The organism is Citrobacter sp. Cpo148, from assembly GCF_030332375.1.
GTDB classification, from domain to species: domain Bacteria; phylum Pseudomonadota; class Gammaproteobacteria; order Enterobacterales; family Enterobacteriaceae; genus Citrobacter; species Citrobacter portucalensis.
Genome location: NZ_JAOWHY010000049.1, coordinates 14554 through 28157 on the forward strand (window position 1 = coordinate 14554; position 13604 = coordinate 28157).

The 13604-nt window shown below is 47.9% G+C and carries 14 protein-coding genes and 1 tRNA gene; 9 read left to right on the forward strand and 6 right to left on the reverse strand.

Annotated features, from left to right (window positions below; translation table 11 throughout):
* The first annotated feature begins 3 nt into the window (after positions 1–3).
* Genes OGY10_RS20295 through OGY10_RS20325 form a run of 7 tightly spaced genes read left to right on the forward strand, consistent with a single transcriptional unit; the run spans position 4 to position 3733 of the window.
* On the forward strand, positions 4–1083 hold the full coding sequence (locus OGY10_RS20295) for a DGQHR domain-containing protein (protein ID WP_502873684.1): 1080 nt from the start codon (positions 4–6) through the stop codon (positions 1081–1083).
* Positions 1080–1787: a hypothetical protein gene (locus tag OGY10_RS20300; protein WP_115490027.1), complete on the forward strand. Its 708-nt coding sequence runs from the start codon at positions 1080–1082 to the stop codon at positions 1785–1787. Before OGY10_RS20295 ends, OGY10_RS20300 begins: the two co-directional genes overlap by 4 nt.
* Positions 1784–2092, forward strand: a complete 309-nt coding sequence (locus tag OGY10_RS20305) for a hypothetical protein (protein ID WP_286577327.1) — start codon at positions 1784–1786, stop codon at positions 2090–2092. Before OGY10_RS20300 ends, OGY10_RS20305 begins: the two co-directional genes overlap by 4 nt.
* A gap of 3 nt (positions 2093–2095) precedes the next feature.
* Positions 2096–2641: a DUF550 domain-containing protein gene (locus tag OGY10_RS20310; RefSeq protein ID WP_286577328.1), complete on the forward strand. Its 546-nt coding sequence runs from the start codon at positions 2096–2098 to the stop codon at positions 2639–2641.
* Entirely contained in the window at positions 2634–2969 is a 336-nt protein-coding gene (locus tag OGY10_RS20315; RefSeq protein ID WP_230133379.1) for a hypothetical protein, read from the forward strand. Before OGY10_RS20310 ends, OGY10_RS20315 begins: the two co-directional genes overlap by 8 nt.
* 1 nt (position 2970) lies before the next feature.
* Positions 2971–3537, forward strand: a complete 567-nt coding sequence (locus OGY10_RS20320) for a 3'-5' exonuclease (RefSeq protein ID WP_286577331.1) — start codon at positions 2971–2973, stop codon at positions 3535–3537.
* A gap of 10 nt (positions 3538–3547) precedes the next feature.
* Positions 3548–3733, forward strand: coding sequence for a DNA-binding protein (locus OGY10_RS20325; protein ID WP_200007863.1), 186 nt, complete (start codon positions 3548–3550; stop codon positions 3731–3733).
* A 44-nt stretch (positions 3734–3777) separates the two neighbouring features.
* Here the strand turns inward: OGY10_RS20325 and OGY10_RS20330 are convergent, their stop codons facing one another.
* Both OGY10_RS20330 and OGY10_RS20335 read right to left on the reverse strand, forming a co-directional pair.
* Positions 3778–5094 carry a hypothetical protein gene (locus tag OGY10_RS20330; RefSeq protein WP_286577333.1) on the reverse strand — a complete coding sequence of 439 codons (1317 nt, stop codon included), beginning with the start codon at positions 5092–5094 and terminating at the stop codon, positions 3778–3780.
* A gap of 58 nt (positions 5095–5152) precedes the next feature.
* Positions 5153–6319, reverse strand: coding sequence for a tyrosine-type recombinase/integrase (locus OGY10_RS20335; protein WP_191234973.1), 1167 nt, complete (start codon positions 6317–6319; stop codon positions 5153–5155).
* Positions 6320–6514: 195 nt separating this feature from the next.
* Here OGY10_RS20335 and OGY10_RS20340 point away from each other — a divergent pair.
* A tRNA-Arg gene (locus tag OGY10_RS20340) sits at positions 6515–6589 on the forward strand.
* 46 nt (positions 6590–6635) lie between these two features.
* Here the strand turns inward: OGY10_RS20340 and OGY10_RS20345 are convergent.
* Together OGY10_RS20345 and OGY10_RS20350 are read right to left on the reverse strand one after the other, a co-directional pair.
* Positions 6636–7268, reverse strand: coding sequence for an ECs1377 family protein (locus OGY10_RS20345; protein ID WP_103285596.1), 633 nt, complete (start codon positions 7266–7268; stop codon positions 6636–6638).
* 186 nt (positions 7269–7454) lie between these two features.
* Complete coding sequence (locus tag OGY10_RS20350; RefSeq protein ID WP_191226961.1) at positions 7455–9353, reverse strand: methyl-accepting chemotaxis protein; 1899 nt, start codon at positions 9351–9353, stop codon at positions 7455–7457.
* A 372-nt stretch (positions 9354–9725) separates the two neighbouring features.
* Here OGY10_RS20350 and OGY10_RS20355 point away from each other — a divergent pair, with 372 nt between their 5' ends.
* The gene (locus tag OGY10_RS20355; RefSeq protein WP_020996692.1) at positions 9726–10265 is read left to right on the forward strand and encodes a DUF2058 domain-containing protein; all 540 of its coding nucleotides are present in this window, start codon (positions 9726–9728) and stop codon (positions 10263–10265) included.
* A 105-nt stretch (positions 10266–10370) separates the two neighbouring features.
* Here OGY10_RS20355 and pgtA read toward each other — a convergent pair whose 3' ends face one another.
* A complete protein-coding gene (gene pgtA, locus OGY10_RS20360) occupies positions 10371–11618 on the reverse strand; it encodes a two-component system response regulator PgtA (RefSeq protein WP_032944112.1) in 1248 nt (415 codons plus the stop codon).
* Positions 11608–13602 carry a two-component system sensor histidine kinase PgtB gene (pgtB, locus tag OGY10_RS20365; RefSeq protein WP_191227203.1) on the reverse strand — a complete coding sequence of 665 codons (1995 nt, stop codon included), beginning with the start codon at positions 13600–13602 and terminating at the stop codon, positions 11608–11610. The genes pgtA and pgtB overlap by 11 nt, the downstream gene beginning before the upstream one ends.
* Positions 13603–13604: the final 2 nt, after the last annotated feature.

Genomic DNA, 13604 nt, shown 5'->3' on the forward strand with positions numbered 1-13604 from the left:
TTTATGATGAGCAAATCAAGTATGGAATATTACTTCGAATTCCCAGCTTCTCGCGGGTTACAGGGGAATACGCCTATTCTTCTGATGAACGTTCCAGGGCGAACCTTGTCCCGTGTACTGGCATCCGATAATTACGGACACACCCTCGAACGTTCTCAGCGCGAAATTAACAAATCACGCGTCAAAAAGTTTTACGATTATCTGGTTACAGCAGCAGAAAATAAAGAGCCATTCATCATCCCACCGCTGGTTGGTAATTGTGCTTCACATGTTGAGTTCGAAGAATTCGGCAATACAAACGTCGGTGTTGTTCGATTCCCTATGGACGCCGAAATTAAACTTTTTGACGGCCAGCACCGCGCGGCAGGTATATCTCAGTTCTGCAGAGATAATGATGCCCCCCTGCATGTGCCGTTGATGATGACTCTGCAACTTCCACTGAAGACACGCCAGCAATTCTTCTCTGATATCAATAACAACGTATCCAAGCCATCAGCAGCAATAAATATGGCCTATAACGGAAGGGATCAAATTGCCCAGACGATGGTGTCATTTCTCTCCACTCACGCAGTGTTCTCCGAGATCACCGACTTTGAACATAGCGTGGTTCCTGCAAAAAGTGACCTCTGGATAAGTTTTAAGGCCATTGGCGATGCAACTGCAAAATTCGCGGGTAACGGGGATGATGCTCTTGCGACTGGAGATATATACGACATTTGGGAAGCGTGGCTGAAGCTGACAGCCATTGAAGGTATCCGACACGGTGTATCACCCGCTGAATACAAGCGAGATTACATCCAATTCCACGCGGTGATGATCAATGCTTTCGGTTACGCAACACAGGAACTGCTCAGACATCGCCCAGCGCACATCATCGTGCAGATGATCGAAGAACTGGTGACAAAAGCCACAATGACCGAGCTGGAAGACTTCTTCCTTATATCTTCATGGGATGGTGTTTGTGCTGATGCCAGCAAAGAAAGAGCCACGGTAATTGCCAGCGTTCCGGCACAGAAAGCTGCAGCACAAAGGCTTGCTATGACCATTACAACAGGGACATTCGCAGTGGGGTCAGCGCAATGAAAATTCGCCAATTTGATACATCAAATCGTTTTCTGGTTGATACAGCCTTTCACCGTATGGAAATAATCCGGGATGACGGACTCTATCGCCACTTGCGCATGAAGCAGCCAGGCACATCCTGTTATTACTTCGACATTATTACCTGGCCTGGTTATCTGACTGTTACCGGCGATATGGGAACGTGGACGTTTTCCCGCATCGCCGACATGTTCAACTTTTTTGGTCCATGGGACAGTGAGATCAATACTGGCTATTGGTCTGAGAAGTTAGAGGCTGGGGCGGGTTGTTCGGCGCGGGAACTGCTGGCGAAAGATTTCGATGAAGATGAATTTTGCGAGAGTCTGAAAGAGTATTTCAGTGAATACCTCGAAGTTAGCGAAACCCATGATTCAGACGTCGATGACGATTGTAATGATGATGGTATATCAGACAGAGATAAAAGGGACATACGCGAGATTGTCAGCGATCTGTGCTCCGCTAATTTCAGCAATGAACATGACGCGTATCAGGCCGTTTATGATGCTGATTGGCCTGAAGGATTTAGCGCTTGGGATATCTGCGATGGTCTGACCTTCAAGACGTACACGAGCCATTTCCGCTGGATATTGTTCGCTATCACATGGGCTATTTCTAAATATCACAATACCAAACTGGTCGATAAAGCGATGGTTACTTATTTAGCCGTGAAAGGAGTTGCCGCATGAAAGAGCTGAGATTTTATGGTGCCAGCGATGACCTTTTCGAATGCGAGGGTGCAATTCGCGAGGAAATTGACTGCTTTAACAAACCGGGCACATATCACCTGAAATCTGCCGATGGTGAAATGCAGGTAGTCGGTTATTACCTCGACTCTGGATTGTGGAGCGTAGGTATCAGCCAAACTGCCGAAGACGTGCCACTGCCAACATGGCCTGCCTCGTACAGTGTTCATGAGCGTGGCTACAGCACACTGCTGACGATTTCCGTACCTGATGATATTGCGCTGGTAATGCCAGATGATGAGGGCTAACTCATGACAACTAACCACCCGGCGCACGGTCCTGTATCACTCGAACGCCTGCAACAGATAAGCGAAATACTCACCAAGGCAGCAGCACAAAGCCACGGCGGTAATGTCGGCTATGCGATGGCTGATGCTGTGAAGGTGATTGCCGGGGTGATTGCCCGTGAGCAAATACGCCGTGAACATGCTGCATGGTCACTGACTACTTTCGGCGATGTCGGCCCAGTTGGTCCGCTGAAGCACCTTTCCAAAGAAGCGCTCGAGGCTGCTGCTGAACCAGACGACCTTAGCGAATGGGCTGACATGCAATTCCTGTTATGGGATGCGCAACGTCGTGCTGGTATCAGTGATGAGCAGATTAACCAGGCGATAGTAGAAAAGCTGGCAGTGAACAAGCAGCGCGAATGGCCTGAGCCGAAAGAAGGTGAACCGCGACTGCATATCAAAGAGCAGTCAGAATCGGTGCTTCCGGGAATTGAATGCGGTATCTGCGGACATGTATCTACTGACCCAGAGGGACGGCACTACTGCTGCGAGGATAACAGTAATGATTGATAAATACCTTTTGGAGGATATGCGGCGCGAAAGTGGTGAAAAGGGAGAGCTTGCCCGATGGGTAATCCAGTTGCAAACAGACCTGGATAGTGAGCGCCGCAAAGCTGGCAACTCTCCTGTGATTCCGAATGGCTATGTGCTGGTGCCTATCGTTCCGACCGAGGACATGATTATTAACGGCTTCGAATCGGTTCCAGACCCGCACTTCAGCGATGAAAAAGAGTGGGAGGAATACGAAGCATTGAGTGGATGCCGACAGGCGGCGCGCCGGGCTGAGTTGTGCTGGGCAGCAATGATTAAAGCAGCACCGAAACAGGAGAATATTTAACGTGAACAATTTAATGATCGACCTTGAAACTATGGGGAATAAACCAAATGCCCCCATCGTCTCTATCGGTGCTGTGTTTTTTGATCCTTCAACTGGTGAGCTGGGCCCTGAATTTTACCGGGTTGTTAGCCTGAAAAGCGCGATTGCTGGAGGTGCCGTTCCTGACCCTGAAACAATAATTTGGTGGATGCAGCAAAGCAAAGAAGCTCGAATGGCTATTTGCGATGAGGATGCGACAACGATTTCAGCCGCCCTGATAAAGCTGAATACCTTTATTCTTGATAACTCTGACATTGATAAAGTTCAGGTCTGGGGTAATGGCGCTACCTTTGATAATGTAATCCTCCGTTCCAGCTATGACCGTGAATTAATCCCCTGCATGTGGAAATTCTGGAATGATCGTGATGTCCGAACTATCGTCGAATTAGGAAGGCAAATAGGAATCAACCCACGCCGGGACATACCGTTTGAAGGTGACATGCATAATGCCCTAGCCGATGCGAAACATCAGGCTAAGTATGTGTCAGCCATCTGGAAGCATCTCATTCCAAACCAGATTGATAAGTAGAGAGGTTGTTATGACTACTAATGATTTTATGGAAGAGCAGGAAGTGTTTAACCTGCTTGGAAAGAAAAAAACAGCAGTCTGGCGATTACGTAAAGAGCATGGTTTTCCACAGCCAGTCCTGACATATCCCACTAGGTATAGTAGAAAAGCTGTCACTCGCTGGCTGGATGAAGGTGGAGTCAATAGAGCCTTATAGCTGCAAAAATATAACCACTTTGGGCAACGGTGGTTATATTTTCATCATTTTTGGTACCACGCTGGTAAATCATTATTAAAAATGATTGCGTCTGGGAAAATTTGGACAAGCGGGACAATATACTTCACCAAATCATTAGAGCAAAAATAATCAAGAGTTTCATCAACCATCCATGAGTGATTCTCTTCGATACGAGTCAATAAATAATGAATATTGAGCCTTACAAGCTCAGATTCCATTTCAAATTCTTGAGCTACTTTCTTGTTCTTCTCACGACGCTTATCTGCAACTTCTTTCTGAACATCAATATCTATCGCAATATGACCAACGCCAAGGCCATAAGAAGAAGTTTGTTTTTCGATTTCAGCCAATGTGCTTTTTATATGGCGCGAACGGCCTTCCAATGACTGTTCACTCACACAGCGCCATGTTACCAAGGACGCATATTTTATTTTTGATATAAACCTAGGATCGCGTTCATCAGAACGACCTAATGCAATGATATTGTAATTATTATCATCCAAATCTTTTCCCTTTAGTAGCCTCGCAAGTTTAGTGTGAAATGAAATAGAACCATTTATTTCCACATCCTTTTTCAATTCATGTAGCTTAGCTTGCTTTATAAAACCGACTCCGTATTCATCATCCCAATTATAATCCACTCCATAATAATTGCTCAAATGATTTACAAGATAAGTATCCGGTATCTTGTCGACTTCATTTTTATAAGTAACATCCATCCAGATGCTCATTCTCTTTGAACGAATCCGAAGCTCAACTGGCTGAATTTGTCGAAGATGAGCACTTTCCTCCTGGCAAGCATATTTTCCCTTCTGAAGTCGTTTACACTCAACTACAAAATCTACTCCATCATGGAAACTACATTTGAACTCTGGAGTTTTAGCTATCCCTTTTTTTTCTGGGATGAATTCAACATCATACCCCATTGCAGCATAATTCCCTGCAAGGATTAATTCAAATAATGCAGTATCTGGATAAACACTAGTACTATCGAGCATTCTTTTAGCCCGTTCTTTAGCCCCTGGTATTTGATCAAGAATATCAATATTTTGACCTAATTGTTTCACCCACGGAATGATTTGTGACGCTGTGGATATTTCAAAGGCTCGTCGACTATCAATTAAAGACTTCGCCTGTGAAAAAAATCCAGCGACAACATCATCTCCATACCATGCCTTATCAAACACAACACCAAAATTAACCTTTTTTGAAGTTTCTTTTATATAATTATTCTGAGCAATCTCCAATCTCTGAGAAAATCCTCGAGGGTCATTAGTAGTTTCTGCAAGCCACCTTAGTGCTTTAATGACATCCATATCCAACTCAACTCCACCTCTCATATTATTTCCTCATTTAGATTGAAAGATTAACACTCAATAAACCCAATTAATTTAATCATCATAATTTCTTAACGTGCCATAAAATTTTATCAGCATACAATTCATATGCCTCTTTCTGTTCCACCAGCCAATCGTGCTTGTTATATACTGCCATAACCCCACCTAACTCATGCCCCAACATCTTTTCTGTGACATGCGGCATAATCCCTTCCCCAGACAAATTAGTTACCAGAGAGCGCCTGAAGTCGTGCGTTCGCCATTCAGGTATATCAATCTTATCCCTTAATTTTTTCATGTAGAGATTTGCTGACGAACGATCTATGGCCTTGTCCAGTTCCTGACCGGGAAAGAGAACATCGTTACCTGAATTAAGCAGCCTTTCCACAAAAGGCTTTACTTGGTCGAAAACAGGCCTGCGAATCACATTTCCCATCTTGGAATGCTCTGATGGAGTTGTCCAAATCAGATCATCCATGTTGAACTCACTGGCGGTAGCAAGGCGAAGTTCCGACAACCTTGCCCCCCAAAGCAACAGAAGCTGATGAAGCACCTTGTTAGAGGTAACGATCTTGTTGTTTTCCAGCGCTAACCATATTTTGGCTAACTCGGTATAGGTGAGAACCCGGCTACCGACATCAGGTTTCTTGCCTATGTTCTTAACGCTGAGCTTCAAGACTTCGCATGAAGCGATTAACTGTCGGCTTATACACCAGTTCATAACGGATCGGAGCTGGAGAAGCAGCACTCGGGCCTTTTTCCCGTTTTTCTTTTCCTGCTTATCAAAGAACCTTACCCAGGCCGAAACAGGAATATTCACTACCGGTGCATCTGGAAACTCTGTGTACATGGTGTTGTACACAACTGACTTATACAGGGTCTGTGTATTTGGTTTCAGCGTTTCAACATACTTGCTCCACCACTGATCGAGACACTCTTTGAGCGTTAGCTCTCCATCTTCTTTGGCAAAATAATTTTTAGGGTTTAGCCCCTTGAGGTACAATTCACGCATCTCGCCAACGACTACACGAGCATCTTTGAGAGACATGGCTGGATAGCGACCAACAGAAAGGCGAACTGGTTTACCATTCCAACGGTAGCGAAACTGAAACGTAATCGTTCCAGTTGGGGTTATGCGTACACTCAGACCGTCACCATCTGTGACTTCGGGTGCGCCGCTGTAGGGCTTAGCATTGATGCTGCGAAGTTTGGTATCACTGAGGGCCACGGCTCTGTATCCTGTACACACTGAATTTCAGCATTCTGTACTCAATCTGTACGCAATGGCAAGTGAACGAAGTGATTTTCTAAGCGGAAAGATAAGAAAGGATAGGAAATAAAAGGAATGAAATGCTTGATGATACGGGGAATGATAGGATAACATGCGACTCAAGCTGAACGCTTGAAAATCAGTTAGATATATGTCCCCTTAGTTAAATGGATATAACGAGCCCCTCCTAAGGGCTAGTTGCAGGTTCGATTCCTGCAGGGGACACCATGAATTCTTATGCTCCCCGTTATAATTCCTTCATTTACCAGTCAGTTCATCCCTGTGCCAAGCGATAAAAAGGCACATTCCTCACTGTTGCAGTAAGATTGTCGGACACCATTGTCTGCTTTGTCGCTATCCGCATCCCTGCTTTTCTCAGCCTCAACACATCAGCGGCAATACGCTGGCTGCCAAACCAGAAAAGCCCGTCCAGCGCAGTGACATCAAGGCCCGATTCCAGTGCCAGCTTCAGACGTTCACGCGGCGCTTTTACTGTTTTAGCAATCTGCTGATATGGCGCTTCGCTTGAACCTGCAGGACTAATGCGCCGGATACGATGTGACAGGCGGTACTGAAATTTATCCGGTATCCCACCGAGACTCGCTTTCAGGCTGTAAACACAACCAAAGCGTTTGCCGTTAAAGATGACGTTTTTCTGACTAAGCTGCAGCTCTTCACGCACGCTGGCAATCAGTTGTGGAGTACGGAGTAATAACAAGCGGAAAGGCAGCTCAAAGCTGGTCACGTAGTCCACATTCAATAAAGCAATACGCAGACGTTCTTGGGGCCCCGCCTTCATTTCCCGGCATTCAGCAATAACATCAGCCCACTGGCCGGTAAGACGGGAACACTCTGTTGCCTCAGTAAAACTATATTTTTCAGCCTGATAATCAATACGCTCGGTCACACTGAATTCCCTTCTGGCCAGATCTCGGTATTGGTTGCTCACTTTACCAGCGACGACATCCCTGTGTCAGAAATCTTTTTCTAACCCACTGAAAGTGCCTGACCAATCTTCCCTCGTATCCTCACCATGAGGATACGACAACTAACCGACCCGGTATGTTTTCCGGGTCGGTTAAACGGCGCCACGTCAGACAACAAAACGGTTAACCAGATCCTTCATGGTTGCCGACAGATTGTCCAGCCGCTGGCTGTCGCTCGCAGCCTGAGATACCAACGCCGCATTTTGCTGTGTAACCTGCTCCATCGGTCGCAATGCCAGGTTTATCTGGGTTACCCCTTGTGACTGCTCCGTCGCCACACGAGCGATATCTGCAATATATTGCTTCATACTGGTGGTATTATCCGCCGCGGCTTCCAGCGCGGTAGCAGATGCAGTAACCCGTTCAACGCCCTCACTAATTTTGACCATATTCTGCGCGACCAGCTCACGGATTTGGTTAGCCTCTTTGGCGCAACGCTGCGAAAGATTTCTCACTTCACTGGCTACGACAGCAAACCCCCTGCCCATCTCTCCAGCCCGTGCTGCTTCCACTGCCGCATTCAGCGCCAGTAAGTTAGTCTGAAACGAAATATCATCAATCGAGGTCACAATATTCGAGATTTTCTCACTGGAAGCGCGAATATCCCCCATGCTCTGGTTCGCCGCACTGGCAACGTTACTGGCCTGTCGGACCTCTTTTTCCAGTCTGATTGTCAGATGCTCCGCTTCGCGGGCATTATCCGCCGTTTGCGTAATCGCAGTTGATAACTGCTCCATACTGGCCACAGCTTCTACTATTGATGCAGCCTGTTCATCTGTACGTTGAGCCAGATCCTGATTTCCCGCCGTAATACTGCTACTGGCATCGGACAAAACCACGGAGCCTTGCTTAATCTCCTGTACGATATGCTGAATACTTTCCAGCATCGTGTTATAGGCACGATTAAGTGAGGAAAGCTCATCTTTGCCCGGGGTCGCCAGACGTTGAGTCAGATCGCCATTCATACCCGCAATCTTGCGTAGCGTGTCACTAAACTGACGGTGCATATTGATTGCGATGGCCCCTGCGAACGTCAATGATGCCAGGAGCGCTAACAGGCTAACAGCCATATATATTTGCCAGTTTTTTCGTGCATCTTGCGCGAGTTTTTCTGCATTCGCCAACAGACGATTCGCTGTCACATTTTCTATCTGCCGCATCACTTCAATACGCTGGGTTTGTACTTTAAACCAGACCGTAGGATCGACACCAAATCCACCGTTCTCGACATGGTTAAACGCGATCTCGCGAAATGCGAGGGCTTTTGACGCTTCTGCTGACTGTAAGCGGCTTTTCAACATGGCCGCCTGTTCCGGTGAACTCAGACGTAACGATTCTGCCAACCAAACTTTCTGTTTACTGACGACATCACTGAGTTGATGTAACTGTCCGTCGGCGAAATGGCCGGAGGAAAAGATATTTGATAACAGCGCCCGTTCAATACCCGCTTGTTCTTTCAAATTCAGCAGGTTGTAGTAGGCGGCAAATGCGTTTGCCATCTCGCCTGAATCCGTCAACTGCCCCAATCTACCCACAAAATTCAGCACATCAGCAATGACATTGGTATAAAACTTAACCACATCTGATGCTGGAAGCCCCAACTGCGTGACGTTTTCGCGGATGGTAGCGAGCGAAAGAATATTTTTCTTAAACGCAGCGACAGAAGTAGCGACATCCCCTTCCGGTAAGGCAGTATCGGACAGTGACCGCACAAATACCTCGATCTCGCGATCGGTCAAAGCCCGCTGTGCGTTTAACTCATCTTTGAACGTCTTCCCTTCAGCCCCCAGAAACCCGACACTCATGCCGCGTTCTTTTTGCAATTCATGCACTACATTTCCGGCACTGCGTGCGAGCGCTGTCAGTTGGGCAATATTCTCCATCTGCCGTTCTGTCTCAATGCGCGTTAATATTCCTGAACCAGCAAACCAACATAACGCCAGTAATAATGGTTGTAGCGCAATTATTAACTTCATTTTCATCGGCATTCGATAAACCCACCACATGCCACTTCCCTCCATTATCCATATTTTCATTATGGTTATCGGCGTAAAGAAGCGGCTCTTTAAATTTGAACAATGGGCAACTGTTTGTTTTTTAGATTAAATTTTTGCCAAGATAACTCTATTTAATTACTTCAATTAGAATAAAACTCTAAATAATTAACACATGCAAATCTATGCTCCATTTTGCTAACTTATTTGGCATATTATTTTTTATTAAAGAATCAGGTAATCATCAACTGATTCAGATAGAGAGAGAAGCACAGGACAATGACAGCAGCCCGAGATAACAGCCATGGCGCGGCCATCATTCTGGCGTCCCGCCGAACGTTAAGGTTATAATCCTTACAACGATTTTTTGGATTAGAAGCGACAATGACAAAACTTACCCTACAAGAACAGATGCTTAAAGCAGGTCTGGTCAGCAGCAAAAAAATGGCGAAAGTGCAGAGAACGGCGAAAAAATCGCGCGTTCAGGCTCGTGAAGCCAGAGAAGCGGTTGAAGAAAATAAAAAAGCACAGGTCGAGCGTGATAAGCAGCTCAGCGAACAGCAGAAGCAGGCCGCATTGTCTAAAGAATACAAAGCGCAGATCAAGCAACTGATTGAAATGAACAAAATCACCATTTCCCGTGGCGATATTGGTTACAACTTTACCGACAATAACCTGATCAAAAAAGTTTATGTTGATAAAGTAACCCAGTCTCAGTTGATCAAGGGCCGTCTGGCCATTGCCCGCCTGACGGCTGAAAGCAGCAGCGAGAGCGAATACGCCATTATCCCGGCTGTTGTCGCCGACAAGATTGCCCAGCGCGATGCAAGCTATATTGTTCTCAATTGCGAACTGAGCCAGGAAGCGAAGGACGAAGACGATCCGTATGCTGATTTTGTCATTCCTGACGATTTGATGTGGTAAGAAAAACACCCCGATAATCACCCGGAGTTCCGTCGCGTATTTCGGTGAACGCTAGCGCCGCCACCGAAATACCGTCAACCGCTCTTCTTCCCCACACGCCATCTGCTAAAACTTATAGTGTTCCTTGCTCAGTCCGTATTTTCTCATGCGCAAATACAGTTTCTTACGCGGAATTTGTAAATACTCCGCCACTTCATTAATACGTCCCTGATGAATATTAAGCGCTTCGGTAATGATCTGTCGCTCGTACTCGTCGACCCGACGATCGAGCGGTGTCGGTTCGGGCAAATGTAGCTGTGGATTCGCGGTTTCAGCCAGTGGCAATAACCCAACTGCAAAAAGCTCGGCGGCATTGGCCAGCTCTCGAACATTGCTTAACCACACGCGACGCCGCATTCCTTTTAGTAATTCCCCGTCAACCTCGGGCACGGGATGATTCAGGCGCAGACAGGCTTTCTGCAGATAATGGCGAAACAGCGGCTCAATATCATCCGGGCGCTGAGACAACGGCTGGCAACCAATTTGCGTCATCGCAAAACAGTAATAAAGTTCGGCCACAATCTGATTAGTTGCCGCCAGTTCCACCAACGAAGTGGCGCCAATGCCAATTAAGCGAAACGGACGCCGCTCCTGGCTTTGCAAATGCACCAGTTGGTGCTGCTGTTCGCGCGTCAGGCACTCAATATGGCTCAGGACCAGCGTTCCCCCTTGCGCCTGGGCAATAAGGTCATTGAGTTGCCCCGCATTCTCTAACGTCAATTCCCCGCGGATAAACGGTCCTTCAGCGCTGCGCCCAAGCTGATGCAAATAACGGGCTCCGGTCATACGCCCCGTTCCCGGCTCGCCATAAAACCAGACGGCAATATCCGTTTCAGCCAGTTGCCGTAAGCGCTGGCGGTACTGATTAACCCAGTCACTGTAGCCGACCAGTTCAACCTGGAGCTTTTGCTGGCAATAGTGACGACGTGCAATCACAGATTTTCTCTGACGCAACGCATCCTCTACCAACACCAGCAGTTTGCCTGGATCAACCGGTTTTTGCAGAAAATCCCACGCACCTTTCTTCACCGCGTCCACCGCCATCGGGACATCGCCATGTCCGGTGATCAACAGGATCGGAAGCTGATTGTCATCCTGATGAAACAACGTCATCAGGTCAATCCCATTACAGCCAGGCATACACACGTCGCTCAGGACAATCCCTGGCCAGTCGGCCTGCAGCCAATTTCGGGCATCAAAAGGGTTACTGCATGCGAATACATGATATCCCTCCTGTTCAAGCAACAAGGTGTAAGCGTCAAGAACATCGGCATCATCATCAATAAGCAGAACAGAATATTCATCACTCAACATCGTTTACATCCGTCAGATTAAATTGCAGAACGACGCAGGCATTGCGCCCCGGGGTCGACGCCAGGCGCAGTTCGCCGTTCATTTGCATCATTAACGATACACAAATCGATAAGCCAATACCGAGGCCAACATCCTTACTGGTGGTAAACGGTTTTAACAGTGATGGTAATAATGCCCCAGGCCAGCCGGGGCCGTTATCGCTGATAAATACGCACAACCGGCTGCCTTCGGTCTGCCAGTGAACCTCTATTTTCGCCACAACCGGACAGGCATCCAGCGCATTTGCCAGGACGTTTACCAGCACCTGCTGGATACGCACTTCATCACCAGCCACCCACACGCCCCGGTCTGGGAGCGTCAGCGTACCCTGCTGTGGCTTGTGTCGCATGGCCAACAGTTCCCAGGCAGCGTTGAACGTTTGTCGGAGATCGACCGGATGCAGAGGCGTGCCAGGTTCGGCCCGGCGAGCAAACTGACGCAGTGAACGGATAATGGCATCGATGCGAGTAATCAGCCCTTCCGCTTTGGTTAATGTGCTTCTGGCCTGAGCGGGTTGCCCCTGTTCGATTGCCCTCCCTGCCGTAAACAGGTACATCGACAGGGCATTCAGCGGTTGATTAATCTCGTGCGCCAGCGTGGTCATAGTCTGGCCGACCACCGCCAGTTTTGCCGTCTGGATCAGCTCATCCTGCGTTGCACGAAGATCGGATTCAATCTCCTTGCGTTCGGTCACTTCCTGCTCCAGCTGATTTTTTTGCGCACTCAACTGGCCCAGGGTATGACGCAGTAAGCCTGCGATACGCCCCAGTTCATCGCGTCCATATACCGGGATAGAGGCATCCGTTCTGCCAAGACCAATTTGCACCACGGCCTGGTTGAGCGCAGTAAAACGCTTCACCAGACGCGAGCGAATGAAGTAGTGGTTAAGCCCCCAGGCGAGAAGTAGCGCCAGCAGCGTCGCCAGCAGGATAAGTCCACCGCTGACGCGAACAATTTGTTCCAGCCGCTGGTTAAACGTCTGCATTTGCTGATGGCTACTCCCCAGTTGCGCTTCCAGCAGTGTTCGAAAGCGCCCAAGCGTGGCCTCTCTGGCATGGCTGGCATCAACCAGCGCTTTTTGCGCTGCGACATAATCGCGCATCGTATCGGGCATTTTATTTTTCATCATCCCGATTTCCAGCAGCTCATCGATAGTTTGTCGCAGTGTGATAGTACTGGGCCAGTCATCGAGGGTACGGATATTTTCATCCGCCGTTTTCTTCAGATTTTCCAGGTAGCGGATGTGATTCTCCACCAGCATGCCATCGTCGCTACCCGATTTCAGTTCATTGAGCCTGTCGCGTAAATCATCAACGATCTGGTTTTCAATTCTTGCCAGGGTGTAGACCTGCTGCTGCTCGTTTTGCACCTCTCGGGCACGTTTGAGATACAGCGCCGCATCACCATTTTTGGCCTCGATTTGATCCAGCAACGTCCCCTGCTGCCAGGTAAAGTCCTGCACCAGTGAATTCAGCTCAGTAGTAAAATCATCATGTAGCCAATCAATGCGCGCAGAAAGTTCGCTCACTTTTTCGCGGACAAGGAACATGTTGTAGAGCACCCGGTCCAGTTCCGCCATCAGCGCCCGGCTATCCTGCAAAATCACCGCCAGTTGCTGCTGCTCTGCTGATTGCAACCCCCTGCTCAGCACTTCGATTTTATCCAGATGCGAGATTATCTGATTGCGCAGTTGCAGCCTTACTGTTGTATTGGGAGCCAGCAGGAATTCATTTAGCTGGTCCACAACCAGGTTAAGATTTCCTTCAATCAAGAAAGCGGAATGCACGCGCGGGAAGTAATCATCAAGCGAATAGCGTATCTGCGAGCTCTGCTCATGCCAGGAGTACAAACTGACGCAGCTTACGCTCAACGTCAGTAATGCGCCCGTTAGAAAGGCTCCCCGCAGGCTGCTGCTGATGCTGAGTTGGCGAAGGCGTTGCAGTATCG